Raw genomic sequence first — 26,893 nt, 5'->3', positions numbered from 1 at the left:
GAGACGGCGCTGAAAAAGGATTAGCAGACTAATTCAGCCCCGGGTAAGCGTCAATTCCCTCTGTCATGGCGCTGTCGCTGGCCGAGCCGGAACCAGTAGACAATGGCCACGATCAGCACTAATCCTGCCAGATTGATCAGCCAGCTCATTGCTGTCCTCCCGTCGCTTCGGATGCACGACCTGAGTGGTGGGTGCTGTCACTTTTTGTGGGTGTCGATGCCTTGTTCGCGGGGCCACCTGGCGTAAAGTGGCGCAGGCGACTGGCATTGCTGACCACTGTTACCGAGGAGGCTGCCATGGCCAGCGCCGCGATGACCGGTGATAGCAATGCACCGGTCAGTGGATAGAAAATTCCGGCGGCTACCGGGATGCCCAGCACGTTATAGCCAAAGGCGCCCCACAGGTTCTGGCGGATGTTATGCATGGTGGCACGGCTGATCTCGATGGCATCGGCCACACCATGCAGTGAGTTGCGCATCAGCGCCACGCCAGCGGATTCGATGGCTACCGAAGTGCCGGCGCCGATGGCAAAGCCGACATCGGCACGTGCCAGCGCCGGTGCATCGTTGATGCCGTCGCCTACCATGCCGACCACCCGGCCGGCCTGCTGCAGACGTTCGATATGAGCGTGCTTGTCTTCCGGCATCAGTCCGGCTTCGACCTCCTCGATACCGGCTTCATGGGCAATGGCTCGAGCAGTCGCCGGGGCATCGCCTGTCAGCATGATCGGGGTAAGGCCGGCCTTCTTGAGACGGGCGATAGCCTCGCGAGCATCCTCGCGCAGTGGATCATGCACCGCCAGCAGCGCGCGCAGTTCGTCGCCCACAGCGAACAACATCACCGTACGGGCCTGCGACTCCAACGTTTCGACGCGATCCCGTACAGCGCTGATATCGATCCCGTGATCTGCCATCAGCGCCGGATTACCGAGTGCCAGCCGGGTGCCATCGTGCGTCGTGGCGGTCACGCCGCGACCGGAGTGCGCCTGAAAGTCGGAAACCTCCGTGGCAGTGGCTCCCTGCTTTTGACACCATTGCGTGATGGCGGTGGCCAGCGGGTGCTCGGAACCGGCCTCGATACCGACCAGTAGACCGAGCGTTTCCCGGGAGAGCGACGCACTGCTGCCGGGTGTTTCACACTCGGTCACGCGCGGACGGCCTTCGGTGAGAGTGCCGGTCTTGTCAACTACCAGTGCATCAAGATCACCGGCACGCTGCAGCGCTTCGCCATGACGAATCAGTACCCCGCGCTCGGCGGCGCGACCGACGCCGATCATGGTTGATATCGGAGTCGCCAGTCCCAGTGAGCAGGGGCAGGCGATAATCAGCACCGTGGTGGCGGCGATCAACATGTGGGTGATGCGCGGCTCGGGGCCAAAATTGAACCAGACCAGAGCAGTCAGCACTGCAACGATCATTACTGCCGGCACAAAGATGCTCGACACCCGATCGGCCAGAGCACTGATTGGCGGGCGCGAGTTCTGTGCACTGCGAACCTGTTCGATGATGCGGGACAGCCGGGTCTCGTTGCCTACCCGAGTGGCACGATAGATCAGCGTGCCGCGGCCGTTGACGGTGCCGGCCGAGACCCTGGCATCGTGGGCCTTGCGTACCGGATCGGGCTCGCCGGTCAGCATCGATTCATCGACGAAGCTGTCACCTTCAAGTACCTCACCATCCACGGCAATACGCTCGCCGGGGCGGACCCGCAGCCGATCGCCTTCCGTGACATCGCTGATATCGACGTCGATCTCCTCGCCATTGCGAATCACCCGCGCCGTGGTGGCGCGCATTTCCAGCAACTGACGCAGCGCACTGGAGGTGCGACCGCGAGCGCGGACCTCCAGTGCCTGGCCGATGCTGATCAGACCGATGATCATCAGGGGTGATTCGAAGTAGAGGGCGCGGGCAGCATCCGGAAACAGGGCCGGGGCCAGGACCACGGCCATGGAGTAGACCCAGGCAGCAAGCGAACCGGTCGCGACCAGCAGATCCATGTTGGCCTGATGATGGCGTAATGCCTTGCCGGCAGCGGAGAAGAAACCGCGTCCGGCTGTGGCCATGATACCCAGCACGCCGAGACCGATACCCAGCCAGATCCAGCGCTCCGCGCCGGCCAGCTGTGGCTCATGGAAAAACATGCTCACCATCAGCAGTATGCCGGGGATCAGCGCCAGCAGGCTGTCCCGCCATTTGGCGCGATACTCCTGGCGCGAATTCTCCTCCCGTCGGGCATCGCCTTCTTCGGCACTTTCCACCACTTCGGCACCATAGCCGACATTCTGTACCGCTTCGATCAGCTGCTGCTGTGTGGCGCTACCGGTTACCAGGGCGTTACGGCTGGCGAAGTTGACCTGAGCATTGTCGACGCCATTGACACTGTTGAGTGCATTGGAAATGGTCTGCACGCAGCCGGCACAGGTGATCCCGGTCAGGGCCAGCTCGATCGTATGCTCGTCCTTGTCGGATTTGCCGCGGGCTGACGAGGTGGCGGTCGACGTATCGGCCGCCGACGCATTCGAAGTCCGGGTGTCGGTCTCGTTGTCGCCGGGAGAGTTGCCAGGGGCGCCCGGCGGATAGCCGGCATCGGTGAGCACCTGATCGAGCGTGTCGCTATCAAGTGTGGTTACCACTGACAGGTGCTTGCTCCCGGGCTCACCTTCGACCTTGGCCTGTTCATCATGGGCCTGTACCGCACGGCGCATATTGGCGACACAGCCCTGGCAGCTCATGCCGGGAATATAACGCTCTCGTTCACTCGGCTGGGGCCCGGTGTTGTGTCCTGTATCCGGTGGATAGCCGGCCTCGGTGAGCACCTGATCGAGCGTGTCGTTATCAAGCGTGGTCACCACTGACAGGCGTTTGCGCTCGGGCTCACCTTCGACTTCGGCCTGTTCATCATGGCCCTGAACAGCGCGGCGCATATTGGCGACGCACCCCTGACAGTTCATGCCGGGGATGGTGCGTTCACGCGTCACTGGCCGCGCAGTAAACCCGGCACTTTCGACGGCGGCAATAAGTTCGTTCGGTTCATGCGAGGTTGTGATACGAGCATGATGGCGATCGAGTTCGATCTCCGCCTGAGGGTCCAGTTCGCCCAGCGCCTGTCGGGTCTTGCTGATGCAGCCATTGCAGGCAAGACCTTCCAGTTCAAGATGATGGGTCCGACGTACGGTCATGCATCCTCCCTGACTTCGCTTGAAGGCGAAGTCGTCTCTTCTGTAGCAGGTTGCTCCCAATGTTCGATCAGTCGGCACAGGGTATGGCCATCGGGAGCGCCATCAGGCATGTGCGACCAGGTTTCCAGCGCCTGTTCCATACGATTGGCCAGCGCTTGCAGCTCGGTGATCTGCTGACGGACCTGCGGCAATCGCTCAGTGAGCAGATCACGCACCAGGGGGCAGGGGGAGTCGCCGTGATCGGTATGTTCGAAGATCTCGCCGATCTCGCCGAGGCTGAAGCCCAGGGTGCGGGCGCGCTGAATAAAACGCAGTCGTCGCAGCGCGTCCTCGTCATAGAGCTGATAACCGTTATTGGGGTTGCGCTGCGGGGTCAGCAGGCCGAGTCGGGTGTAATGGCGTACGGTTTCCGCCGTGACGCCGGCCTGACGGGCCAATTGGCTGACTTTCATGAGCATACCTCTCGGGAATCAGGCTGAAGATATCATTAGCCTAAAACCCTGGGGTAGGACCTGGGTCAAGCAGAAAGCCGGGAGAGAGCCCGTTCCGGTCGAACGGGCGAGATCGTATCAGCTACCGGGTTGATCGAGCCGATCCAGCAGGGTTTCGGCCTGATCCATCAGTCGATTCATCCAGGCCATCAGCGCATCGTAGGGGGCTGGGGTGGCAAGATCGACGCCGGCCTTCTTCAGCAACTGATACCCGCCTTCGGCACCACCACTGGCGAGTACCTGCAGATAACGCTGCCGGTCAGCGTCATTTCCCTGTTCAAGCCGTTCGGCAAACTGATGCGCGGCGGTTATCGAGGTCGCGTACTGATAGACATAGAAGTTGTAATAGAAGTGCGGCACATAGGCCCATTCAATGAAATTGTCGGGATTGATCTTCGTGACGCCCTGATCAACCCCGTAATACTTCTTCAACAGATCTGCGTACATGCGGGTCAGGCGCGCACCGGAGAGTGCCTGGCCATCGGCGACGGCTTCGTGGATGGCGAGTTCGAATTCGGCGAACTGCGTCTGACGAAAGAAGGTGCTGCGCAGCGACTCCAGGGCCTGACCGATGTAGAAAAGCTTTTCGCGATCGCTTTGCGCATGGTGGCGCATGTAATCGACCAGCAGTTGCTCATTGGTGGTCGAGGCCACTTCGGCGGTAAAGATGGGGTAACTGGCCGTGGCGTAAGGCTGCTGCTCGTTGGCAAGCATCGAATGGATGCCGTGTCCCCACTCGTGGGCGTAGGTCGAGACATCCTCATAGCGACCGTTGAAGTTCATCAGTACATAAGGATGTACATCATAGGCTGAACCGTTCATGTAGGCCCCGGAGCGTTTGCCGGGCTGTGGCCGGGCGCTGGTCCAGTGAGCACCGGTGGCGCGCTTCAGCAGGCTGGCGTAGTGCTCGCCCAGGGGCGCGGTAGCAGCCCGGGTCAGCTGTCGCGCATCGGTCAGCGTGAAGGTCCGGTCGCTTTTTACCAGCGGTGGATAAATGTCGTAGTAATGCAGCTGATCAACGCCGAGCATGCGCTGACGCAGGCGCAAATACCGATGCAGGGTGGGCAGATGCTCGTTGGTTGATTCGATCAGCTGATGATAGACCGCCACCGGAATATCATTGGGCGAGAGCGCTGCGCTCAGTGCACTGTCGTAGTGACGCTGACGCGCTTCGATGACATGTGCCAGTACCTGTTTGCCCAGCAGTGAACCAAAGGTCGACTCATACTGTTGCCAGACCGGCCAGAAGGTCTCGAAAACCCGCTGTCGCAGTGCCCGGTCTTCACTGCCACGCCAGCGTGCATAGCCGGCCTGATCGAGCGTTCTGTTTTTGCCGTCGATGATGAGCTCTGGCCAGTGCATATCGGCGTTGGTCAGCAGGGAATAGCTGTCTTCGCGATCGGTCACGGGCGACAGTGCTGCCAGTGCTGATTCGGTGGCCGGGGAGAGCGTATGCGGTGCATCGCGCATGACCTGCTCGAGAAAGCGCTGATGCTCTGACAGTACCGGTTGTTGTGCCCACTTTGAGAGCTTCTGTTGATCCATCGAGGTCAATGCCGGGCGCACATAGCTGGTCACCGTCTGCAAACGTGCCAGCAGACGATCAACCCGATCCCGGCGCTCCTGGGCAGCACTGTCGCGAAGGTTTTCATCCGCATTCAGGCTGGCATAGGCACGCAACCGCAGTGCGTCCTTTTCCACCTCATTGATGGTCGTCAGCGCGGTATTCAGCGCTTCGGGTGCCGCGGTCAGTGTGTTCTGGAAATGATCAAGGCGTTCGATACGCTGGGAAATGCGATCAAAGGCCTGCTGCCAGGTTTTGTCAGAGGCATAGAGATCGCTCAGTTGCCATTCGTCCGGCGCCCTTGGGGATGATCTGCCATCGCGGGCTTCGCCGTCGTCGGCCCAGGTACTGTTACCGGACAGGGCCAGGGCGCCGGCAAGCAGCAGACCGAAAGCCGGATGGCCGGAAAAGCGTGCGATACGACAGGGCATGGCGGAACCTCACAAAATGGAGCGAATGGTGTCATCATCGCCGGCGGGCAGGTGAGGGATCAGTTTAGCGGTATCCCGGAATCGGCGGCGAGCCCGATCATTCAATGACAACCGGAGCGACGCGAGCGCGCCACTCCGGTCGGTCAACACGACGGATCAGAAGTTGTAACGAACCAGCAGGTCGGTCTCGTCATGCCCGACATCGCTGCCATCATCACCCTTCGAATCATCGAACTTGCGTTCCACCGAAAGGATCAGGTTCTCGTTGAACGTCAGCCACGCCACACCGGCCAGATAGAAGGCCTGGCGCGCATCGGTATCGGTATTCTCCAGCCGGTTCAAACCGGTATAGAGCTGTACCGTACCCGGCATCGGCTGCTTGAGGTTATAGAGCGCCACCCCTTCGTAGCCGCGTGCCTTGTCGACGATGCCATCGCCTTCATCGTTGCCGAAGTTATCGTCGCTGCGCACCAGGTTGTGATATTCGCCGGCGGTCAGGGCGAAGTACCAGTTGCCCGGTGTCCAGCGCGCTGCCAGCAGCCCGGCATCGACATCCTCATCCTTCTCTTCACCGGTGGTGTAAGCGTCGATCGAGCTGTGAGTATAAGTGGCCCCGAACGACCAGTCCTCGACCGGCTGCCAGACGACTGCGCCCTGACCGGTATACTTGCGATCAAAACCGTCGACGCGCTGACGATAACCGGAAACCAGCTGCTGACCACCGATGTTGGTGTATTCAGGTACGCTGTCGGTCTCATGATCATCGCGCGAGGTCTGGAACAGCAGTCCCACCGACCAGTCCCCCCAGGTGTTCTTGTAGGAGATGGCACGATCCGGGCGGCCATTACCCTCGAAGCCGCCATCGCCATCCCGACCATTGAAGCTGCCCTGGGCGGTGGCGCCGTTATACCAGAACCAGTCGGTCCAGTAGGCGACCATGTCATACCACATCGAGTACTGCTTGCCGATCAGGATGGTGCCGTACTCGTCGTTGCTGACCCCGGCATAGAGCATGCGCTTGTAATGGGCATCGCTGCCATCACGGTAGAACGGATCGAACCCCCACTCGGCACGGGCGATCGATGACCAGCCATCGGTAAAGTTGTGCTCGTAGATCAGTCGTACACGGGAGCCGGCATTGACCACATCATGATCGTCCTCGATGTCGTCGACGTAGGAGCTGCCCGCGGCGATACGACCGCTGAACTCCAGCCGGTTCTGGGTGTCCTCGTAGAGATTGACGGCCAGGGCCTGCTGGGAGAACAGCAGCGTGGCGGTACAGACGGAGAGTGCCAGACGTGTCCTGTTGAATGTCATTGTGTTCAAACCCTGCAATCACTGAGTGTTGTTGTTGTTGAGTTCCTGCATGCCGCTCAGGAATTCGTCTTCGGAGATGTTGCGATCCTGGTCCAGATCCAGCTGAGTGAACTGGGCCCGGAGTCCTGCTGTCGAAGCTTCGGTCGGATCGATTTCACCATTGCCATCGGCATCGGCCTGGTGGAACTGTTTCACCAGTGCAGGTGGGGCACTGCTCTCCATTTTTGCATCATCGAAACCGCCGGGACCGAACAGCGGGCCGGTACATCCCGCCAGCGTCAGGCCTGCGATGGCGCTGCCGATCAGCGCGGTTGTTTGTCGTTTCTTGTGCATCGTTTTCCCTTGTTGTGTATTGGACTTCGGGTATTTCGAGGCAAAAGCCCCCCTGGAATGCCCTCGCGAGAGAGCATTCGCAAGTCATGCAGGTCGCTTGAGCGACCCTGTGATCGGGTTCAGGCAGCGCTGGTCATGAACGCGGCTTTCAGCAGCGTCTTCGTGTACTCCTCGCGCGGCTGGGTGAATATGGTTTCGGAGGTACCCTGTTCGACCACCTGGCCATCCTTCATGACCAGCACGGTATCGGAAAGCGCGCGCACGACCGCAAGGTCGTGGCTGATGAACAGATAGGTCAGATCATGACGGCGCTGAATCTCGCGCAACAGTTTGATGACCGTCATCTGCACCGAACGATCAAGTGCCGAGGTGGGCTCATCGAGCAGCAGAAAACGGGGTTTGAGTACCAGCGCACGAGCGATGGCAATCCGCTGGCGCTGACCACCGGAGAATTCGTGCGGGTAACGGCGGCGCATGGCCGGATCGAGCGAGACTTCCTGCAGCGCCTCGATAATGCGTGCTTCACGATCGCGGCGGGTAAGCTCGGGATAGTGCACCCTGAGCCCCTCGCTGATGATTTCGCCGACTGTCTGACGTGGTGACAGTGACCCGAACGGGTCCTGGAAGACGACCTGCATGCGCGAGCGCAGCGGCCGCATGGCGGATTTATCGAGATGGGTGATATCGGTATTGTCGAAGGTGATCGAGCCTTCGCTCTCCAGCAGGCGCAGCAATGCGCGGCCCAGAGTTGACTTGCCGGAACCGGATTCGCCGACAATGCCGACTGTCTGACCGCGGCGGATGTTCAGGGTGATACCGCGCACCGCTTCGAAATAATCGCTTTTACCGAACAGTCGCTTTTTGATCGGAAACCGTACACGGAGATCGTGGGCTTCCAGCAACATCGGCGCCTGCTCGTCGGCGGCGGCCTTGGTACCGCTGGGCTCGGCATCGAGCAGCATGCGGGTATAGTCGTGCTGCGGCTGCTCAAAGACGGTAGCGGTGTCGCCCGATTCGACGATTTCACCGTAACGCATTACGCAGACACGTTCGGCAAAGTGGCGCACCAGAGTCAGGTCGTGGGTGATGAACAGGATGGCCATGCCGTAACGCTGCTGGAGATCCTTCAGCAGGGCCAGAATCTGTGCCTGAACGGTGACATCGAGTGCCGTGGTGGGCTCATCGGCGATCAAAAGCTTCGGTTCGCAGGCCAGCGCAATGGCAATCATCACGCGCTGGCGCTGGCCGCCGGAGAGCTCATGAGGATAGCTGCGCACGCGTCGCTCGGGCTCGGGGATGCCGACCTGATGAAGCAGTTCAAGCACTCGTGCCTGGGCCTTCTGGCCGGTCATGCCGCGGTGGCGTTCCAGTACTTCGGCGATCTGCCGGCCGATCCGGTGCAGGGGGTTGAGCGAAGTCATCGGTTCCTGGAAGATCATCGACATTTCGTCGCCGCGCACCCGACGCATCTGACGGCTGGTGATCTTCAACAGGTCCTGTTCACCCAGCCGCGCGCTCCCACTGACGTGCGCCATCTCCGGCAGCAGGCGCATCAGCGCGGTAGAGGTCACCGATTTTCCCGAGCCGGATTCACCGACCAGTGCCATGGTCTCGCCCTCGTTGATCGAGAAGCTGACGCCGCGAACGGCGTTGACGGTACCGGTGGGCAGCTGGAAGTCGACCTGGAGATTGTCGATTTCAAGTAGCGGTGTCGACATGGTCGTACTCCTAGCGCGTTCGCGGGTCGAGGGCGTCACGCAGCCCATCGCCGAGGAAGTTGAGACAGAAGAGGGTGAGGGCGAGGAATACCGCCGGAACCAGCAGCATCCAGGGGGCGCTCTGCATCTGATCGGTGCCTTCGCTGATCAGGACGCCCCAGCTGGTCAGCGGTTCCTGCACGCCGAGACCGAGGAAGGAGAGAAAGCTTTCCAGCAGAATGACCTTGGGTACGGTCAGGGTGACGTAGATGATCACCGGGCCGAGCGTGTTGGGAATCAGATGTCGGGTAACGATGCGACTGTCCCTGACCCCCAGCGCATGGGCGGCCTCGATGAACTCGCGACGCTTGAGGGCGAGTGTCTGACCACGCACGATGCGCGCCATGTCGAGCCATTCCACGGCACCGATGGCGGCATAGATCAAAAAGATATTGCGGCCGAATACCACCATCAGCAGGATCACCAGGAACATGAATGGCAGCGAGTACATGATGTCGACAAACCGCATCATGAGATTGTCGGTGCGCCCGCCGACATACCCTGAGATGGCGCCATAAAGTACGCCGATCACCAGGCTGACCACGGTCGCGACCAGTGCGACCGACAGCGATACGCGGCCGCCATAAAGTGTACGGGTGAGCAGGTCACGGCCATTGGCATCGGTGCCGAGCAGGTGCATGCCTTCCAGCGTCGGCGGTACGCCAAAGGCATTCCAGTCGACATCGGCGAGCCCCCAGGGAGAGAGCCAGGGGCCGGCCACGCAGGCAATGGCGATCACGATCAGCAGCACCAGGCTGAACATGGCGGCATGATTCTGTTTCAGCCGGCGCCAGGCTTCGCGCCCCAGGCTCTCGCCGGGATCGAGGTCGGGTTCCGGCGGTGGATTGGGATTGCCGGCCGGCCGGTCGTGGCGGTCTTCGAAACCGTCATGGGTAGAAGTGTGACTGGTCATGAGCAGAGGGTCCGAAGGTCAGTCGTCATAGCGGATTTGTGGATCGAGTGCGGAGTAGAGCAGGTCGACCACCAGATTCATCAGCACGATCAGCACGCCGTAGAACACCACCGTGCCCATCACCAGGGTGTAGTCACGGTTGAGTGCGCCCTGGACGAAGTAGCGACCGATGCCGGGCAGTCCGAAGATCTGTTCGATCACCACCGAGCCGGTGATGATGCCGGCGATGGCAGGGCCGAGATAGGAAATGACCGGTAGCATCGCCGGGCGCAGGGCATGACGCCAGATGACCTGGCGTTCGGAGAGCCCCTTGGCGCGGGCGGTACGAATGAAGTGACTGCCCAGAATCTCGATCATCGAGGCGCGCATCATGCGGGCGATGTAGGCGATCTGCTGAATCGCCAGCGCGATCACCGGCAGTACCAGATTGGGAAGGGCGCCACCATTCCACCCCCCGGCCGGTAGCCAGGCCAGCAGGACGCCGAAGACCAGCGCGAGGATCGGGGCGATCACGAAATTGGGCACGGCGATGCCTCCCAGCGCGACCCCCATGACCATGTAGTCGACTGTCGAATTGCGTCTGAGCGCCGCAATAACGCCCAGGGGCAGCCCAATGATCAGCGCCAGTCCGATCGCCAGCCCGCCAAGTTCAAGACTGACCGGAAAGCCCTGCAGGATCAGCTGGGTGACCGAGAAATCCTTGTACTTGAATGACGGTCCGAAATCGCCCTGCAGCAGATTGCCCATGTAGCGCAGATACTGCATGGGCAACGGCTCATCGAGATGATAGGCCGCCTGCAGGTTGTGTTCGATCTCGGGGGGAAGCTGGCGCTCGCCATCGAACGGTCCACCGGGCGCCACGCGCATCAGGAAAAACGATACGGTAATGACGATCAGCAGTGTCGGGATCGCCATGGCCAGCCGTTTGGCGGTATAGGTCAGCATGCGTTGAAAACCCGTGATGCGTTAAGTGAAATCGACATGAGATGCTCCGTTCAGGATTCCGGTGCGAGGCTGACCCAGCGTAATGGGTGAATGTCCATGGCGTTGCTCTGCCATCCCCGGACCTGCGGTGACACCAGGTGATGAGTGACGTAGTCATAAATGGGGAGCAGGGCGTAATCGTCGAGTAGCAGCTGTTGTGCCTGGCCAAGCACTTCGGCGCGCTGCTGCGGTTCCAGCGTCCGGTTGCCCTGTTCGATCAGTTCGTCATAGCGGTCACTGTGATAACCGCTGCTGCGTGCGGCAGACCCTCCGCTGGCATAGCTGCCCAGGAAGTCAAAGGGATCATTGACCGTGGCCACCATGCCATAGCGAGCGACCTGAAAGTCGCCCTGCTGAATGCTGGCGTAGTGTACGGCGGCCTCCGAGTTCACCATCTTTACCTGCACACCCAGCGGCTTCCACATCGCAGCAATGGCGATGGCGATCTTCTTGTGGTCCTCGCTGGTGTTATAGCGCAGCGTCAGCGACAGCGGATGATCGGGGCCGTAACCTGCCTGCTGCATCAGCTTCTGCGCCCGGGCCATGCGCTCTTCCATGGGCATGTCGGCAAATGCCATGCGACTGCGGACGTCGCCAGCCGTAGCGTGCGGCACCAGCCAGTAGCTGGGCTGCTGCCCCATGCCCAGGATCTGCCCGGTAATCACGTTACGCCGTACTGCCAGGTTGAGCGCCTCGCGTACGCGTTTGTCAGCCAAAGGAGAGTCGTGGCGCAGATTGAACATGTAGAAATATTCGGCATTCAGCGGCCCCGAGCGCAGCGACTTGCCCAGATGCTCGCGCACCCAGTCAAAGCGGGTGGAGGGGACGCTTGAGTAGGAGATGTCCAGATCCCCGGCGCGAAACCGTCGCAGGGCGGCGCCGCTATTATCAATGGGATAGAACACGGCGCGGTCAATGGCGACGTCATCAGCGGCGTAGAAACGCGGATTCTTCTGTAGCACTACCTTCGATTGGGAGGCCCATTCGGCCAGTCTGAAGGGACCGCTGACGACCGTTTCTCCGGGGTTGATCCATTGCGTGTTGGCTTCGATGTAGTGGCGAGGCAGCGGGGCGGCCTCGCTCATCGCCATGGTCTGGAGGAACCAGGGCGTGGGCTGTTCGAGACGGATCTGCAGGGTGTGTGCATCAAGCTCTTTAACACCCAGCTGCTCGGGGGCCAGCTTGCCGGTATTGATCGCCCGGGCATTGACGATGGGGTAATAAAGATTGGCGTTCTGATTGGCCATCGCCGGTGAGAGCAGCCGACGCAACGAGTAGACGGCATCATCTGCGGTGATCGGCTGCCCATCCGACCACTGCGCATCGCGCAGATGAAAGGTCCAGGTCAGCCCGTCATCACTGACTTCCCAGCGCTCGGCCAGACCGGGGACCAGTTCACCCTCGGCGCTATAGTCCACCAGCCGATCGAACAGCTCGCGCTGGATACGGGAGTCCCACAGGTTATTGGACTGCTGCGGGTCCAGTGAGCCCGGTTCGCCTTCGTTATCGATGCGCAGTGTCGTGGCCTGCACTGCGGTGCTGAGCAGCAGGCTGCCAATCAGTAAAGCCTTGCTTGGCATCTTTCCGGTCGGCATGGCGCGCAGTCGGGCGATACGGTTCATGTCGAATAGCGGTTTGTTGTTCTGCATGGCCTATGACTCGTCGAAATGCATCCAGCGGGCCGGATGACGATTGATGGCGTTATCCTGCCAGCCTGCGAGTTTCGGATTGACCAGGTTGCGCGAGGCATCGGAATAGATGGGGGCCATGGCGTAATCGCTCATGGCGACCCGTTCGGCCTGTTCCAGTAGCGCCTGGCGTTGGTCGGGATCGGTTTCGGTGGCGGCCTCTGCCATCAGCCTGTCGAACGCCGGGCTGTGATAACCGCCATAGTTCTTGGGATTGCCGCTTTGCAGGATGCCGAGGAAGTTGCTGGCATCGTCGAAGTCGGCGACCCAGCTGGCCCGGCCGACATCGAAGTCACCCTGGGCGAGGCTTGAGTAGTGCACGCTGGCTTCGGCATTGATCAGGTCGACCCTGATCCCGAGTGGTCGCCACATGGCGGCGACGGCCACCGCGATACGGCGATGGTCGTCGCGGGAGTTGTAGCGCAGCCGCAGGGTGAGTGGATGATCAGGGCCATAACCGGCCTCTTCGAGCAGGGTGCGTGCTTCGCTCTGACGCTGTGCCATGGGCTGATCGAGGCCGGGCATCGGCTGGGGCTGGTAGTGACTGATCCCCGCAGGCACCAGTGATGTGGTCGGTTCGACCGCGCCCTTGAGAATCTGCCTGGTGACCACGCGGCGGCGCAGGGCAAGATTGAGTGCCTGGCGAACTCGCGGGTCCGCAGTGGGATGTCCCTGCCGCGAATTCAGCGCGTAGTAATAGGTGGCCAGCTGGTTATGCAAATGCACGGCGCTGCCCAGATGCTCCCGGAGCCACTGATAACGCTGTGGGTCGAAGTCGCGCATGATATCGAGTTCACCGGCACGAAAGCGCGATAGCCCGGCCTGCAGATCCTCGGCGGGGTAGTAATTGACTCCATCCAGGACGACATCTTCGGCATCGTGGAAATAGCGGTTGCGCACTGCGGCGATATGATCATGCGAGCGCCAGCTTTCGGGGGTGAAAGCCCCGTTGGTGGCAATATGCTCGATCCCGCTCCACTGCTGACCATAGCGCTCGATCAGATGCGCCGGTACCGGAGAGGTGACAATATGTGCCAGCAGTGAGGGTAGCCACGGCGTGTTGTCATCGAGTTCGAGCACCAGGGTATGAGGATCGGGTGCCGAAATGCCCAGTGATTCGACGGACGCCTTGCCCTGGCTGATGGCGCTGGCGTTATGCAACGGATACAGCAGGCTGGCATAGACCGAGGCGGTGGCCGGGTCGAGGACGCGGCGAAAGGCCACCACGAAATCCCTTGCTGTCACCGGTTCACCATCGGACCAGCGGGCATCATCACGCAGATGAAAGGTCCAGCGGCGGCCATCCGATGAGGTGTCCCACTGCTTTGCCACGCCAGGCAGGTACTCACCACCCGGGCCCAGCGTGATCAACCCCTCGTAGAGATCGCCCAGTACGGTATTTTCGAATACCGTGCCATTGACGCGTGCCGGATCGAGTGAAGCCGGCTCACCCTGGGTGCCGATATTCAGTGTCGCGGCCTGCCCGGTCAGGCTGGCCAGTGACAACCATAGGCCCGTGGCCGCTGCAGCAGCCAGACGATATTTCACCATGCGTCGTTCCCCTGTGTGTCGTAACGCTCGCTTATGGCAATGGTTCATGCACCCGCCGGCCTCGTTGCCGGGCGGGTGAATAACGCTTGCGCGAGACCTGTGCGCAATCAGGTCAGGGGAAGATTACTGCGAGAACTTCACCCAGCGGGAGGGGTGGTTGTCCTCGATATTGTCATGCCAGCCCTTCAGCTTCGGATTGACCAGGTTACGTGACACGTAATAGAGCAGGGGAATCAGCGCGTAATCATTCATGGCAACGCTTTCTGCCTGTTCCATGAGCTTTTCACGCTTGTCGTTATCCAGGGTGACGTTGGCCTTGTCCATCAACTGATCGAACTGCTCACTATGGTAGGCACCATAGTTGTTGCCCACCCCGGTGTGCAGCAGAGTGAGGAAGTTCTCGGCGTCGTTGTAGTCGGCAATCCAGCCGGCGCGGCCGACATCGAAGTCACCTTCCTGCAGTGCCTGATAGTGTACCGTGACCTCGGCATTGGTCATCTCGACCTGTACGCCGAGCGGTCGCCACATGGCCGCCACGGCGATGGCGATTTTCTTGTGCTCATCGTTGGTGTTGTAGCGCAGCATCAGCTTGAGCGGGTGATCCGGGCCATAGCCGGCGTCCTGCATCAGCTGTTTGGCCTTTTTCATGCGCTCGTCCATGGACATGCCCTTGAGGGCCATGGGCTGGGCGTCATAGTGGGAAACCCCCGGCGGCACCAGCGCATAGGCGGGTTTGAAGGTGCCGTTCATGATCTGTTCGGAGAGCACATTGCGCCGAATGGCCAGATTAAGCGCTTCACGGACACGCGGATCGGCAGTGGGGCGACCGTCGCGGCTATTGAGCACGTAGTAGTACGAGCCCAGGTAGGTGTCCATGTGTGTGGCCTGGGGCAGATTTTTCTTCAGCCAGTCATAACGGTCGGACGTATAGTTGCGCAGAATATCGAGCTCACCGGCACGATAGCGCTGCACCCCGGCATTGGCGTCTTCGGTGGGGTAGTAGTTGATCTGCTCCAGCGATACGTCCTTCGCATCGTAGAAGTCCGGATTCCTGACTGCCGTGATGTGATCGTGGGAAATCCAGTTGGTCGGCTTGAAGGCGCCATCGGTCACGATGTGATCCATCTGTGTCCATTGGTCGCCGTACTTTTTGACCACGTGTTTGGGCACTGGCAGTGAGGTGTAATGCGTCAGGATCTTGATGAAGTAGGGCGTCGGCTGGGCCAGCGTCACTTGGAAGGTATGCCCGTCATCCAGTGATTTGACCCCCAGTGCATCCAGTGGCTTCTTGCCGGTATTGACCGCTTTGGCGTTTTTGACCGGGTAGAGCATGTAGGCGTATTTGGAGGCACTCTTCGGATCGAGCTGATGTTGCCAGCCGAACACGAAATCTTCCGCGGTGACCGGTTGGCCGTCCGACCACTTGGCATCATCGCGCAGATGGAAGGTATAGGTCAGGCCATCATCGGAGACTTCCCAGCTCTTCGCCACGCCGGGGATATGTTCCCCTTTTGCATTTTCGACGATCAACCCGGAATACAGGTCATAGAAAACGTCGGATTCCCATACACCACCCGAGGCCTTGGCCGGGTCGAGTGAAGCGGGTTCACCGGTAATGCCGATATTGAGGGTGTGAGACTGATCGGCGGCCGTGGCCTGTGTGGGGGTAAGCAGTACGGCCGTAGCCAGCGCGATGGCGCTGGAGAGAAGACGAGGATGATGCATTGTATGTCCTGATCTGTGTACTTGTTATTTCCGCGGATGGCGGAGGATTGTGATGCCGGTAGATCATACCGTTGTCAAAGACCTTATCTCTGGTTGAACGTAGTGTCCATCCCGTTATACCAAGGTCTGATGAGCCGGGTGATCACTGCCCCAGCGAAAGATAGCGCGAAGGGTGCATGTCCAGTGCGTTATCCTGCCAGCCTTCGATGTCGGGGTTGACCAGATTGCGCGAGGCGTAGATATAAATCGGCGCCAGCGGATAATCCGCCAGACCTGTCCGTTCGGCCTGTTCGAGCAGTGCCTCTCGCTTGTCGGGGTCCTGTTCACGATCGGAGCGCGCCATCAAACGGCTGTACTCATCACTGTGCCAGGCGCCGTAGTTGTTGGTCTCCGCCGAGAGCAGCTGCAGAAAGTTCTGGGCGTCATCGTAGCTTGAGATCCAGGCGGCCCGGGCTACCTGAAAATCGCCCTGCATCAGGTCGGCATAATGCACGTTGGCTTCGCTGGAGCGCAGACTGACGTCTACCCCCAGTGGCTTCCACATCGCTGCCACAGCCACGGCAATCCGCTGATGCTCGGTGCCTGCGTTGTAGCGCAGGGTCAGCTTGAGCGGATGATCCGGACCGTAGCCGGCTGCCTGCATCAGCTGCTTCGCCTGCTTCATGCGCTCATCCATCGAGGCCTCAAGTCCCGGCTGAGGCTGAGGCGTGTAGTGGCTGACCCCGCCTGGGACCAGGGCATGAGAGGGCTTGACCGCACCATCGAGCAGTTTGTTGGCAATGACATCGCGATTGATCGCCAGACTCAGCGCCTGACGAATGCGCTTGTCGGCCGTGGGTGTGTCCTTGCGGGTATTGAATACATAATAATAGCTGCCCAGTGAGGGCGTCAGATGCACGGCATCTGGCAGATGTTCCTTCAGCCATTGATATCGCGCCGCCGGGAAGTCGCGCACGATATCCACCTCGCCGGCGCGGAACCGGGTAATGGCCGCGTTCTTGTCTTCCAGCGGGTAGAAGTCGACCCCGTCGAGGCTGATCTGATCGGCGTCATGGAACTGCGGGTTTTTTACCGTATCCAGCTCGGTGTTGGAGACCCATTTGACCGGTCTGAAGGGGCCATTGGTGACGATATGGTCGATATCGCTCCAGGACTTTCCGTATTGCGCCATCACGTGTTTCGGCAACGGGTAACCGAAGGGCAGGACCAGTGTTTTCAGGAAATAGGCCGTAGGTTCGTTCAGATGAATAACCAGCGTATTACCGTTGTCGCGACTCTCCACACCCAGTGAGTCGACCGGCTTGTCGCCCCGGGTGATCGCCTCTGCATTGACGATGGGATAGAGCCGATGCGCGTAGTTCGAGGCCGTTTTCGGATTGGCGTGATAGCGCAGCGCCCGGACGAAATCCTCGGCGGTGACCGGTTGGCCATCCGACCATTTTGCATCCTGACGCAGTTCAAAGGTCCAGGTGGTGCCGTCATCGGAAAGCTGCCAGCTTTTGGCCACCCCGGGGATGATGTGACCACTGGCATCGATGCTGATCAGGCCCTCGTAGATGTCACGCAGCACATCTTCTTCCCAGACCCCGCCGGTGATGTGACCCGGATCCAGTGACGCCGGATCGCTGCTGATACCGATCCGGAGCGTGGCAGCTGCTGCGGTATCGATGAAAGAAGGCGCGAGGCTCAGGGCTCCTGCCAGCGAGGTGGTCGCCATCATCAGCGTCAGTCGTTGCATTATTGTCTTCCTTTTATTCCCTGGCAGTCAGTAAAGCCGGTGGATGACGGCCATGCCACCGGTTGGCTACAATAAATGCCCCTTTTGTTCCATGAATCCCGCGGAGCGGGTGTTACCGGCTTCGCCTGAGCGAGTTCAGCATGCAGGAAATTACACCGATCAATCAGCAGATCAAGGACCTGTCCGAACGGACAGAAGTCCTGAGGGGGTATCTTTGACTATGCCGAGAAAAAGGATCGGCTGGAAGAGGTAACCCGGGAACTGGAGAATCCGCACGTCTGGGATGATCCGGATCACGCGCAGAAACTGGGCCGTGAGCGTGCCCAGCTCGATGAGCTGGTCACTACCCTCGACCGGCTCTCCACTGGCGTCTCCGATAATGCCGATCTGCTGGAACTGGCGATCAGCGAGGAGGATGACGATACCGTCGATGAGATCCGCAGCGATCTCGACCGCTACGAACGTGAGCTGGCGAAGCTTGAGTTCCGGCGCATGTTTGCCGGCGAGATGGATGCCAATAACGCCTATCTTGATATTCAGGCCGGTTCCGGTGGCACCGAGGCCCAGGACTGGGCCAACATGCTGCTGCGGATGTATCTGCGCTGGATCGAGCATCACGGCTTTACTGCGGACCTGCTCGAGGTCAGTGCCGGGGAGGTGGCTGGTATCAAATCTGCCACCATCCACATCCAGGGCGAGTATGCCTTTGGCTGGCTGCGTACCGAAACCGGTGTTCACCGCCTGGTGCGCAAGAGTCCTTTCGATTCCGGCGGGCGGCGACATACGTCTTTTGCTTCAGTCTTCCTGTCTCCGGAAATCGACGACAGCTTTGAAGTCGAGATCAATCCTTCGGACCTGCGCGTCGATACCTATCGCTCCAGTGGAGCCGGTGGTCAGCACGTCAACACGACCGACTCCGCGGTGCGTATCACCCACGAGCCGACCGGTGTTGTGGTGTCGTGCCAGAGCCAGCGCAGTCAGCATGCCAACCGTGATTTCGCCATGAAGCAGTTGCGCGCCAAGCTCTGGGAAATCGAGATGCAAAAGCGCAATGCCGAGAAGCAGAAGGCCGAGGATGCCAAGTCGGATATCGGCTGGGGCAGCCAGATCCGCTCCTACGTGCTTGATGATCAGCGCATCAAGGATCTGCGCACCGGTGTTCAGACCAGCAATTGCGAGAAGGTACTGGACGGAGAACTGGATCAGTTCATCGAGGCGAGTCTCAAGCAGGGGCTGTGAACGGCGATGTTGTAGTGGCCGAGGCAGTGTCGTGAAGTGATGTGCCGTGCCCGTGGGGGGTATTCAACTGCGCGGGCGCAGCGCTTCACTTCCGGTCTTGCCTCTGCTCTTGCCGCAACCGCCTGGCTCGGATAATAGAGCGACGATTCAAGTATTTTTCAACAGGTAGCATCATGGCGAAGCAGGATCAGCAGGACACTTTACGCGACGACGATAATCAGCTGATCAGTGAGCGCCGGACCAAACTGGCAGCGCATCGCGAGCGCGCCGAAGCCGGTGGGACGAGCGCCTTTCCCAATCATCTGCGCCGTGACAGCCTGGCGTCGACACTGCAGGCAGAGCTGGGCGAATACGACAAGCCCACCCTTGAGCAGCTTGATCGTCATGCTGCGGTTGCCGGGCGCATCATGCGCAAGCGCGGCCCTTTCATCGTCATTCAGGACGGTTCCGGGCAGATTCAGCTCTATGTCGACAAGAAGGGACTGCCGGCGGAAGTGCTCGAAGACATCAGCGGCTGGGATATCGGCGATATCGTCTTCGGCCGCGGGCCGGTGCACAAGTCCGGCAAGGGCGATCTCTACGTCATGATGCACGAGGCCCGGCTACTGACCAAAAGCCTGCGACCGCTGCCTGACAAGTTTCATGGTCTGACCGATCAGGAAGCGCGCTATCGTCAGCGTTATGTTGATCTGATCATGAACCCGGAAGTGCGTGAAACCTTCCGAATTCGTGCTGCCGTGATCAGTGCCATCCGTCGCTACTTCACCGAACATGACTTCATGGAAGTCGAAACGCCGATGCTCCAGCCGATCCCCGGCGGCGCTACGGCGCGACCCTTCGTCACTCATCACAATGCGCTGGATATCGACATGTATCTGCGCATTGCCCCCGAGCTCTATCTGAAACGGCTGGTGGTTGGCGGCTTCGAACGGGTCTTCGAGATCAATCGCAACTTCCGCAACGAGGGATTGTCGACGCGTCACAATCCCGAGTTCACCATGCTCGAATTCTACTGGGCCTATGCCGACTATCATGACCTGATCGATCTGACCGAGGCACTGGTACGATTCTGTGCCGAGCAGGCGTTGGGGACGACGCGGGTTCACTATCAGGGCGCGGATTACGATCTGAGCCAGCCGTTCGAGCGCCTGACCATGCGCGAGGCGATTCTGCGCTATGGGGCGGGTATCGAGGCTGCCGAGCTCGATAGTTTCGAAGCGGCCTGTGGCGTTGCCGATCGACTGGGACTGGAAGTCGGCGCCGGCTGGGGGCTCGGCAAGCTGCAGACCGAAATCTTCGAGACGGTGGCCGAGCATCGACTCGATGCGCCGACCTTCATTACCGAATATCCGGCCGAAGTCAGTCCGCTGGCACGGCGTAATGATGACAATCCCTTCATTACCGACCGCTTCGAGTTCTTTATCAGTGGTCGCGAAATTGCCAACGGCTTCTCCGAGCTCAACGATGCCGAAGACCAGGCCGAGCGTTTCGCGGCCCAGGCGGCGGAGAAGGAGGCAGGGGATCTTGAGGCGATGTATTACGATGCGGATTATATTCGGGCGCTTGAATATGGACTGCCGCCGACAGCGGGTGAGGGCATCGGTATTGATCGACTGGTCATGCTGCTGACGGATTCTCCCTCGATTCGCGATGTCCTGCTGTTCCCCGCCATGCGGCCACAGTCCGGCTAGCGTTTACGGCACTGGCCGGGTCGTCAGGAAGGGCCCATACTGTCGGCCGCCTGTCCCGCTGTTGGCAGTTATCTTTCCGCTCGAGGAGTCATGTGATGCAAATGGTCAACCGTTCGGCGCTCAGCGTGCGCCCGACCCATGCCTTTGTCGATTGGATCAATTCGCTGGAAGCCACGGAAGGCGAGGATGATCTGACACTGGCCGATGTCGAGCAGGAAAGTACGGTCTACCTGATCCCTGAGATGGATTCGCTCGAGGCGCTGCAGGCCTACGTTCGGGAGCGCTATCTCGATATTCTCGAAAACGAGTTGCAGGCGTGGGAAGAGGATCGCCGCTACTGGCCTGAACCGCTCGACGAAGCCCTGTTCGAAAGCCTGCTGCGTATCGAGTACAGCTATATGACGCTGGATCTGGGTGACGATGATGCGCTCGACAGTGTTGAGCTGGACGATGATCTCCTGCTGGACAACGACGAGGCCTGAACCAGGCCTGCATTTATCCGACGAAGAGTGTTCTCTTGAAAGCACTGCTGTCATGGCGCGAAGGTGATGACGGGCTGCCTCCGCGGCAGCGCATCCTGGCGATAGCGGTGCTGATGTCGGGCTCGCTGATGGCGGTGCTCAACATCAATCTGATCAATATTGCGCTACCGACGATGGCTCGTGATCTCGGGGTGTCATCGTCGGCCTCGGTATGGATCATCAACGTCTATCAGCTGGTGGGGGCGGCTGCGATCCTGACCTTTGCAGCACTGGGTTACCGGATCGGTCGTTATCGTCTCTATATCGGTGGTATGGCGGTTTTTACCCTGACTTCGATCGGCTGTGCGCTCTCGACTGGCTTGCCGGTGCTGATAGGCTTCCGGATTATTCAGGGGCTTGGTGCCGCTGCCATGATGAGCATCGGGCCATCACTTTATCGGGTCATTTTTCCCTCTCGGTTGCTGGGACAGGCGATGGGGCTGACCGCGATGACCGTGTCGGTCGGCGTCGCCGGTGGTCCGACGCTGGGAGGCGCTATCCTGGCGGTGGCTGGCTGGCCCTGGTTGTTCTGGATCAATCTGCCAATAGGCGTGCTGTCGCTCTGCCTGGCGGTACGTGCGCTACCCTTTGAGCAGGGGCGCAGCTTTCCCTTTGATGTGATCGGAGCAGTGTTGTCAGCTGTGGCGCTGGGTGCTTTCGTGATCATGGTGGATGGTTTTTCGCGTGGTACGTCGACAGAACAGACCCTGACGCTGTTGGCAGTAAGCCTGGCGTCGGCGAGCTTCTTTATCCTCCGTCAGCGTCGTGTGGCCCATCCATTGCTGCCGCTGGCGATTTTTACCGAGCCGCGTTTCTCCTCGGCGGCGCTGACGTCACTGTTTGCTTTCATTGCCCAGAGCATGGCCTTTATCAGTCTGCCGTTTCTGTTTCAGAGCGTGCAGGGTTATACGCCGCTGGCTTCGGCATTGCTGTTTACCCCATGGCCACTGGGGACGATGCTCGGGGCGCCGCTGGGTGGCCGACTGGCAGATCGTTTCTCCCCGCCGCTGATCGCGGCCTGTGGCATGGCCGTGCTGGTTGTCGGCATGGCACTGCTGGCGCTGCTCGATCAGGAGGCTGCGGTGGGCGATATCCTCTGGCGCAGTGCCGTATGCGGGATCGGCTTTGGCTTCTATCAGGCGCCCAACAATCGTGAACTGATGGGCAGTCTGCCACGTGAGCGTAGTGGGAGTGCTGCCGGGGTCATGGCCAGCGTACGAACCTTCGGTCAGTCACTGGGTGCTGCCTTGGTCGCACTGGTGCTTTCTGGGATAATGTTTCAGGGGTCGGCCGAGGCGATGCCGGTAGGTCTGGCTCTCTGGGGTGGTGCTCTGGCGGGCATCATTGCCTGCGGACTGTGCGCATTGCGCATACCTCTCTACCGGCGTCAGTGCACCATATCCGACTGATTTCAAGATGCAGCAGCCGAGGGCGTGTGTCCTCTCGTCTGCCTCGCTGCCCCAGGCACATGTCCTGCTCAGGAGGTGAACAATGAGTATGCAGGCCCGGATCGAAGAGAAATTGCAGAAAGCCTTTGCACCCCGTTGGCTCAGCGTCGAAAACGAAAGCCACATGCACAATGTGCCACCGGATTCGGAAACCCATTTCAAGGTCACCATGGTCAGTGAACGGTTTGAAGGGCTGATGCCGGTCAAGCGTCATCAGCAGATCTACTGCGAACTGGCTGACGAAATGGCTGGCCCGGTGCATGCTCTGGCGCTGCATCTTTATACACCAGCGCAATGGGAAGCGAGGGGCAACACCCGCCCGGATTCGCCTGACTGCCGCGGCGGCGGCGGACGCTGATCGCGCCGAACGGAGGCCATGTCATGGGTCAGCCGACTCAGGTGTCCGAGCAGGCACGCCTGCAGTATCTCGAGGCCATGGGCATTACGCCGCATGTGGCCCGTTTTCGGCTGCCCAACGCCGCGCCGACGCCAGTCTGTGATTGGCCCGAATCGCCACAGGATGATACGCCTTCAGCCGATCACGGTGCCCAGCTGCATGCGCTGATCGATGACGTTCGCGGTGAAGAAGACAGTGCGCCGGTGGCCCCCCCCCGGGCAGTTGGTGCTCCCCGCTCGGCTCGGGCTCTGCTGGAGAATACGGTTCCGGACTCCGAAAGCAGGGGGGCTGACGCCGAGCGTGTGCCCACGACAGAGCCGGCGACAGATGATTCGACGCCCGTGGCTCGGCAGCAGGACAATACTGAAACAGCGGCACCTCTTGAGCCGCTGCGGTTTGCGCTGCAGGTAGCGGCGCTGGATGGACGCTGGCTGATCATGCTGGCGCAGGCTGAGCCGCCCTCACCAGAGCAGCGCCAATTGCTTGGTAATATCTTCCACGCGGCCGGGGTACGTCCTGAGCGGCCCTTCGAATTTCAGCTTTTTCAGTGGCCGATGATGGAAGGTTTGCCGGTCGAGGATCCGTTGGCCGAGGCTCGCGAAGGGTTGCGTGCCTTTATTGCCGGGCGCCGTGGGCGGGGATGGTTCATCGAGCGGGTGCTGCTGTTTGGTACACCGCCGTCGCTGGCGCGGGCATTACAGCTGGGGGATGAGCAGGCGGCCCTGCTGGGCGTACCTTATTGGCAGGGGCCCGCTCCGGAGGCGCTGGCGCATGCCGAAGGACGTCGCGATCTCTGGCGACAGATGCAGTCATGGGCAACCTGGTGGTGGCATGACACCGGCGCTGCATCTTCGGATGCAGGCGAATGACACCCGTCGCACTGGGGCCTGCACAGGCGGTGGCGATGGCGGCGCTGGATCGCAGAGTGCGGATGGATCCCTGGTCGGAAGCGGTGTATCACGCGCTGGCCATGCGTCAGGAGGCCGAGCTGTGGGGCATCATGAGTGATGCCGGCGAGCTGATTGCCATGATGGTGCTGGCTTTCGGGCCCTGGGATATTGAACTGGAATTGATCGGTGTGGATGTCGATTGGCGAAGGCGTGGTCTGGGGGAGTGTTTGCTGGCACTGGCGCGGGAGCGCCTGGAAACTACCCGGCGTGAGCGGTTGCTGCTTGAAGTGCGTCACAGCAATCAACCCGCCCGAGCGTTGTATGAACGACATGGCTTTCGGATCGATGGACGCCGCCGGGCCTACTATGAGGCGCCTGCACCCGGCGGTCAGCGCGAGGATGCGATACTGATGTCGCTCACCCTCGCGGCGCCTCACTCACCGCTCTGACCCTCCAGTTCCCGAAAACGGGAGAGGATGCTGTTGAGACGGCCTTCCCACTGTTGTTGCTGCTGCTTGAGCTGCTCATTCTCCTGACGCAGCTCATCAAGCTCCATGCGCTGCATTTCGATCGTTTCCAGAGCATTGTGAACCCGCTGCTCGAGCTGATCGAAAAGTTCGGTACTCATCCTGATCCGTCTCCTGATACGCCCTGGTCATTCCAATGGTAAGGCAGGCCGGCGGCGCGGCGCTTCGAAGCCAGCCTACGCGCCCGTTGCCACACGGGCAAGCCTGCCGAGGCGGTTAATGATGGCGCCTTTGATGGACAGTGTCATCAATGACGAATATAGAGGCGCGCCAGACTGTCGCCAGCCCGGGTCTGACGGTAAAGCTGCCAGTTGGTGGGCAGGATGGGTTCGGCATCGGGTTCGGTTTCGATATAGATCCGAGCATCCTGTGCCAGCCAGCCGCCGGTTTCGAGCCGATGACTCTCCTTCTCGACCAGTGCCTGACGGAAGGGAGGGTCCAGCAGCACCAGATTAAACGGCGCTTCGGGGGAGCGGGCCAGAAAGGCGGAGACTTGCTCTTCGATGACCTGATGAGTGGGAACCGGGCGCCCGTCAGGCAGCGGGGAGTTGAACAGGGTGGCAAGGTTGGTGCGTAACTGCTCGGCTGCGGCTGGGTCATGCTCGACAAAACAGGCTGTGCCTGCGCCCCTGGAAAGCGCTTCAAGCCCGAGCGCACCGGTCCCGGCATAGAGATCGAGCACTCGGGCGGTACCGGGCAGCGGCATCAGCCAGTTGAACAGCGTCTCCCTGACGCGGTCGGGCGTCGGACGTAGTCCCGGTCGATCGGGGATCGGCAGACGGCGACGGCGAAAGTCGCCACCGATCAGGCGCAGCGTGCCGCGCCCTCGGTCGGCGCTTTTCGAGGCCGGCCGGCGAGAGGTTCTGCGTGCCATGCAGGGCTCCGGAATCGTGCTGAGGGCGGCACGATTGTACCCGCGCCCCGGCGGGAGTGATAGGATGAGCGCCAGTTGGCGGTGTCATGCCAGCGCCGCTTGTGGCGTTCCCTGCGCCCGTGCCCTTTGGACTTCATTTCTCATGGTAGAGCGTTCATGTTCGGTTTTCTGAAACGCAGGAAGCACAACCAGCCGCCTCGCGACGAGGAGCAGACAGCGCATCCGTCTGACGAAGAACGCAGCGATGCCCCTGCCGAGTCTGATGAACAGTCGGCGCCGGAAGAGGTTTCGGCCCGGCAGCAACCGGTAGAAGAGCATATCGGTGAAGACGCTGTCGAAGACGAATCAGCTGTCGCCGAACCCGAGCAGGATGACACCTCCGGCGATGAAAAAGAGCGCTATCAGCAGACGCGCTCCGATGAGGCTCGTGATCGATCCGCGGATATCCCGGAGCCGCAAGAGGCCGCTCCCGAGCCGGCTCCGGGACTGCAGCCGGCGCCCGAGGATGTCGCCGCTTCCGAGGATGTCGGGGTAGCGAGTACCGCCGATGCGCCTTCTTCGACAGCCGAGCCGGCATTACGCCCCGGTGAGCGGCGCTCCGGCAAGCCCCGCGATGATGAAATCGAAGTGGGCCCGGAAACAGCCGATGACGCGCAAAGCGCGCCGCGCAAGCAGGGGTGGCTCAGGCGAATGCGTCAGGGGCTGGGCAAGACCCGCGCCAATCTGACCGATAATCTCTCGACGCTGCTGCTGGGCCACAAGGAGATTGATGACGATCTGCTGGAAGAGCTCGAGACCCAGTTGCTGCTGGCTGACGTCGGGGTCGAGGCGACCACCGAGATCATGACCAATCTCGAAGCGCGTATTTCGCGGCGCGAGCTGAAGAACGTTGAAGCCCTCTACGAGGCGCTGCAGGAAGAACTGTCGAATATGCTTGAGCCGGTGGCAAAAACCCTGAAGCTGCCGCCAAAGGGCGAGGGCCCGTTCGTGATTCTGATGGTCGGGGTCAATGGTGTGGGCAAGACCACCACCATCGGCAAGCTCACCCAGCGCTTCCAGCGCCAGGGCCGCAGTGTAATGCTGGCGGCGGGGGATACCTTCCGTGCTGCTGCAGTTGAACAGCTCAAGGTGTGGGGCGAGCGCAACGAAGTGCCGGTTGTGGCTCAGCACACCGGCGCCGACAGCGCTTCGGTGATTTATGATGCGCTCTCTTCCGCGAAGGCGCGTGGTATCGATGTACTGATTGCCGATACCGCCGGGCGGCTGCAGAACAAGGGGCCGCTGATGGAGGAGCTCAAGAAGGTACAGCGAGTAATGGCACGGCTCGACGAGCAGGCACCGCATGAAGTGATGCTGGTGCTTGATGCCGGCACTGGCCAGAATGCCATCAGCCAGGCACAGACCTTTCATGAAGCGGTGCCGATCACTGGTATTACGCTTACCAAGCTGGATGGTACTGCCAAGGGTGGCATTATCTTTGCGGTAGCCAAGCAGCTGGGCATTCCCATTCGCTATATCGGCGTGGGTGAAACGCTCGATGATCTGCGCCCGTTCGAGGCCAGAGACTTCGTTGGCGCGCTGTTCTCCCGTGAGCGCGAGTAAGGGCTGTGGCACTGGTGGCAGATGGGGTGATGCA

At 60.6% G+C, this 26,893-nt stretch carries 22 protein-coding genes; 8 read left to right on the top strand and 14 right to left on the bottom strand.

Going from position 1 to position 26,893, the window contains the following annotated elements:
• Positions 1 to 145: 145 nt before the first annotated feature.
• The 12 genes from FY550_RS13365 to FY550_RS13310 form a co-directional block, all read right to left on the bottom strand.
• Positions 146 to 2,731: a heavy metal translocating P-type ATPase gene (locus FY550_RS13365; RefSeq protein WP_233350330.1), complete on the bottom strand. Its 2,586-nt coding sequence runs from the start codon at positions 2,729 to 2,731 to the stop codon at positions 146 to 148.
• 443 nt (positions 2,732 to 3,174) lie between these two features.
• The gene (locus tag FY550_RS13360; RefSeq protein ID WP_070978393.1) at positions 3,175 to 3,630 is read right to left on the bottom strand and encodes a MerR family transcriptional regulator; all 456 of its coding nucleotides are present in this window, start codon (positions 3,628 to 3,630) and stop codon (positions 3,175 to 3,177) included.
• 117 nt (positions 3,631 to 3,747) lie between these two features.
• The gene (gene pepF, locus FY550_RS13355) at positions 3,748 to 5,664 is read right to left on the bottom strand and encodes an oligoendopeptidase F (RefSeq protein WP_070978320.1); all 1,917 of its coding nucleotides are present in this window, start codon (positions 5,662 to 5,664) and stop codon (positions 3,748 to 3,750) included.
• Between the two features lie 156 nt (positions 5,665 to 5,820).
• Positions 5,821 to 6,981 carry a porin gene (locus FY550_RS13350; RefSeq protein ID WP_070978322.1) on the bottom strand — a complete coding sequence of 387 codons (1,161 nt, stop codon included), beginning with the start codon at positions 6,979 to 6,981 and terminating at the stop codon, positions 5,821 to 5,823.
• 18 nt (positions 6,982 to 6,999) lie between these two features.
• A complete protein-coding gene (locus FY550_RS13345; protein ID WP_070978324.1) occupies positions 7,000 to 7,314 on the bottom strand; it encodes an EF-hand domain-containing protein in 315 nt (104 codons plus the stop codon).
• 119 nt (positions 7,315 to 7,433) lie between these two features.
• The gene (locus tag FY550_RS13340; protein WP_149054590.1) at positions 7,434 to 9,032 is read right to left on the bottom strand and encodes an ABC transporter ATP-binding protein; all 1,599 of its coding nucleotides are present in this window, start codon (positions 9,030 to 9,032) and stop codon (positions 7,434 to 7,436) included.
• Positions 9,033 to 9,042: 10 nt separating this feature from the next.
• A complete protein-coding gene (locus tag FY550_RS13335) occupies positions 9,043 to 9,984 on the bottom strand; it encodes an ABC transporter permease (protein WP_070978327.1) in 942 nt (313 codons plus the stop codon).
• Positions 9,985 to 10,002: 18 nt separating this feature from the next.
• Positions 10,003 to 10,929, bottom strand: a complete 927-nt coding sequence (oppB, locus tag FY550_RS13330; RefSeq protein WP_070978329.1) for an oligopeptide ABC transporter permease OppB — start codon at positions 10,927 to 10,929, stop codon at positions 10,003 to 10,005.
• Between the two features lie 50 nt (positions 10,930 to 10,979).
• Positions 10,980 to 12,617, bottom strand: a complete 1,638-nt coding sequence (locus FY550_RS13325; RefSeq protein WP_233350213.1) for a peptide ABC transporter substrate-binding protein — start codon at positions 12,615 to 12,617, stop codon at positions 10,980 to 10,982.
• Positions 12,618 to 12,620: 3 nt separating this feature from the next.
• A complete protein-coding gene (locus FY550_RS13320; RefSeq protein ID WP_070978331.1) occupies positions 12,621 to 14,207 on the bottom strand; it encodes a peptide ABC transporter substrate-binding protein in 1,587 nt (528 codons plus the stop codon).
• A 123-nt stretch (positions 14,208 to 14,330) separates the two neighbouring features.
• The gene (locus tag FY550_RS13315; RefSeq protein WP_070978333.1) at positions 14,331 to 15,932 is read right to left on the bottom strand and encodes a peptide ABC transporter substrate-binding protein; all 1,602 of its coding nucleotides are present in this window, start codon (positions 15,930 to 15,932) and stop codon (positions 14,331 to 14,333) included.
• Positions 15,933 to 16,074: 142 nt separating this feature from the next.
• On the bottom strand, positions 16,075 to 17,670 hold the full coding sequence (locus FY550_RS13310; RefSeq protein WP_233350212.1) for a peptide ABC transporter substrate-binding protein: 1,596 nt from the start codon (positions 17,668 to 17,670) through the stop codon (positions 16,075 to 16,077).
• 140 nt (positions 17,671 to 17,810) lie between these two features.
• Between FY550_RS13310 and prfB the strand changes: the two genes are divergently transcribed.
• The 7 genes from prfB (at position 17,811) to FY550_RS13275 (ending at position 24,305) form a co-directional block, all read left to right on the top strand.
• A protein-coding gene (gene prfB / locus FY550_RS13305; RefSeq protein ID WP_149054589.1) for a peptide chain release factor 2 occupies positions 17,811 to 18,909 on the top strand; the annotation gives its coding sequence in 2 pieces (ribosomal slippage) (positions 17,811 to 17,885 and positions 17,887 to 18,909; 1,098 coding nt in all).
• A gap of 173 nt (positions 18,910 to 19,082) precedes the next feature.
• Positions 19,083 to 20,600, top strand: coding sequence for a lysine--tRNA ligase (gene lysS / locus FY550_RS13300; RefSeq protein ID WP_070978337.1), 1,518 nt, complete (start codon positions 19,083 to 19,085; stop codon positions 20,598 to 20,600).
• A 95-nt stretch (positions 20,601 to 20,695) separates the two neighbouring features.
• Positions 20,696 to 21,082, top strand: coding sequence for a hypothetical protein (locus tag FY550_RS13295; RefSeq protein ID WP_070978339.1), 387 nt, complete (start codon positions 20,696 to 20,698; stop codon positions 21,080 to 21,082).
• A gap of 35 nt (positions 21,083 to 21,117) precedes the next feature.
• Positions 21,118 to 22,530 carry an MFS transporter gene (locus FY550_RS13290; protein ID WP_084388093.1) on the top strand — a complete coding sequence of 471 codons (1,413 nt, stop codon included), beginning with the start codon at positions 21,118 to 21,120 and terminating at the stop codon, positions 22,528 to 22,530.
• A gap of 82 nt (positions 22,531 to 22,612) precedes the next feature.
• On the top strand, positions 22,613 to 22,927 hold the full coding sequence (locus FY550_RS13285; RefSeq protein ID WP_070978345.1) for a BolA family protein: 315 nt from the start codon (positions 22,613 to 22,615) through the stop codon (positions 22,925 to 22,927).
• Between the two features lie 23 nt (positions 22,928 to 22,950).
• A complete protein-coding gene (locus FY550_RS13280) occupies positions 22,951 to 23,835 on the top strand; it encodes a hypothetical protein (protein WP_070978347.1) in 885 nt (294 codons plus the stop codon).
• A complete protein-coding gene (locus FY550_RS13275; protein WP_070978348.1) occupies positions 23,832 to 24,305 on the top strand; it encodes a GNAT family N-acetyltransferase in 474 nt (157 codons plus the stop codon). Before FY550_RS13280 ends, FY550_RS13275 begins: the two co-directional genes overlap by 4 nt.
• Here FY550_RS13275 and zapB read toward each other — a convergent pair.
• Together zapB and rsmD are read right to left on the bottom strand one after the other, a co-directional pair.
• Positions 24,290 to 24,484, bottom strand: a complete 195-nt coding sequence (gene zapB / locus FY550_RS13270; protein WP_070978349.1) for a cell division protein ZapB — start codon at positions 24,482 to 24,484, stop codon at positions 24,290 to 24,292. The two genes, FY550_RS13275 and zapB, sit on opposite strands and share 16 nt — an antisense overlap.
• Positions 24,485 to 24,630: 146 nt before the next feature.
• Positions 24,631 to 25,257 (bottom strand): 16S rRNA (guanine(966)-N(2))-methyltransferase RsmD, encoded by a 627-nt coding sequence (gene rsmD, locus FY550_RS13265; RefSeq protein ID WP_070978350.1) that lies wholly within the window; start codon positions 25,255 to 25,257, stop codon positions 24,631 to 24,633.
• 156 nt (positions 25,258 to 25,413) lie between these two features.
• Between rsmD and ftsY the strand changes: the two genes are divergently transcribed.
• Positions 25,414 to 26,859: a signal recognition particle-docking protein FtsY gene (gene ftsY / locus FY550_RS13260; RefSeq protein WP_070978351.1), complete on the top strand. Its 1,446-nt coding sequence runs from the start codon at positions 25,414 to 25,416 to the stop codon at positions 26,857 to 26,859.
• Positions 26,860 to 26,893: the final 34 nt, after the last annotated feature.

Origin of the sequence: Kushneria phosphatilytica, from assembly GCF_008247605.1 — a bacterium.
Classification (GTDB): Bacteria; Pseudomonadota; Gammaproteobacteria; order Pseudomonadales; family Halomonadaceae; genus Kushneria; species Kushneria phosphatilytica.
This window is presented reverse-complemented; position numbering and strand designations above follow the sequence as displayed.

Bases quoted from the DNA above. Each gene is read 5' to 3' on its own strand.
- FY550_RS13365 (WP_233350330.1), bottom strand. From the start codon at position 2,731: ATGAGCTGCCAGGGCTGTGTCGCCAATATGCGCCGTGCGGTACAGGCC.
- FY550_RS13360 (WP_070978393.1), bottom strand. From the start codon at position 3,630: ATGAAAGTCAGCCAATTGGCCCGTCAGGCCGGCGTCACGGCGGAAACC.
- pepF (WP_070978320.1), bottom strand. From the start codon at position 5,664: ATGCCCTGTCGTATCGCACGCTTTTCCGGCCATCCGGCTTTCGGTCTG.
- FY550_RS13350 (WP_070978322.1), bottom strand. From the start codon at position 6,981: ATGACATTCAACAGGACACGTCTGGCACTCTCCGTCTGTACCGCCACG.
- FY550_RS13345 (WP_070978324.1), bottom strand. From the start codon at position 7,314: ATGCACAAGAAACGACAAACAACCGCGCTGATCGGCAGCGCCATCGCA.
- FY550_RS13340 (WP_149054590.1), bottom strand. From the start codon at position 9,032: ATGTCGACACCGCTACTTGAAATCGACAATCTCCAGGTCGACTTCCAG.
- FY550_RS13335 (WP_070978327.1), bottom strand. From the start codon at position 9,984: ATGACCAGTCACACTTCTACCCATGACGGTTTCGAAGACCGCCACGAC.
- oppB (WP_070978329.1), bottom strand. From the start codon at position 10,929: ATGCTGACCTATACCGCCAAACGGCTGGCCATGGCGATCCCGACACTG.
- FY550_RS13325 (WP_233350213.1), bottom strand. From the start codon at position 12,617: ATGCAGAACAACAAACCGCTATTCGACATGAACCGTATCGCCCGACTG.
- FY550_RS13320 (WP_070978331.1), bottom strand. From the start codon at position 14,207: ATGGTGAAATATCGTCTGGCTGCTGCAGCGGCCACGGGCCTATGGTTG.
- FY550_RS13315 (WP_070978333.1), bottom strand. From the start codon at position 15,932: ATGCATCATCCTCGTCTTCTCTCCAGCGCCATCGCGCTGGCTACGGCC.
- FY550_RS13310 (WP_233350212.1), bottom strand. From the start codon at position 17,670: ATGCAACGACTGACGCTGATGATGGCGACCACCTCGCTGGCAGGAGCC.
- lysS (WP_070978337.1), top strand. From the start codon at position 19,083: ATGGCGAAGCAGGATCAGCAGGACACTTTACGCGACGACGATAATCAG.
- FY550_RS13295 (WP_070978339.1), top strand. From the start codon at position 20,696: ATGCAAATGGTCAACCGTTCGGCGCTCAGCGTGCGCCCGACCCATGCC.
- FY550_RS13285 (WP_070978345.1), top strand. From the start codon at position 22,613: ATGAGTATGCAGGCCCGGATCGAAGAGAAATTGCAGAAAGCCTTTGCA.
- FY550_RS13280 (WP_070978347.1), top strand. From the start codon at position 22,951: ATGGGTCAGCCGACTCAGGTGTCCGAGCAGGCACGCCTGCAGTATCTC.
- FY550_RS13275 (WP_070978348.1), top strand. From the start codon at position 23,832: ATGACACCCGTCGCACTGGGGCCTGCACAGGCGGTGGCGATGGCGGCG.
- zapB (WP_070978349.1), bottom strand. From the start codon at position 24,484: ATGAGTACCGAACTTTTCGATCAGCTCGAGCAGCGGGTTCACAATGCT.
- rsmD (WP_070978350.1), bottom strand. From the start codon at position 25,257: ATGGCACGCAGAACCTCTCGCCGGCCGGCCTCGAAAAGCGCCGACCGA.
- ftsY (WP_070978351.1), top strand. From the start codon at position 25,414: ATGTTCGGTTTTCTGAAACGCAGGAAGCACAACCAGCCGCCTCGCGAC.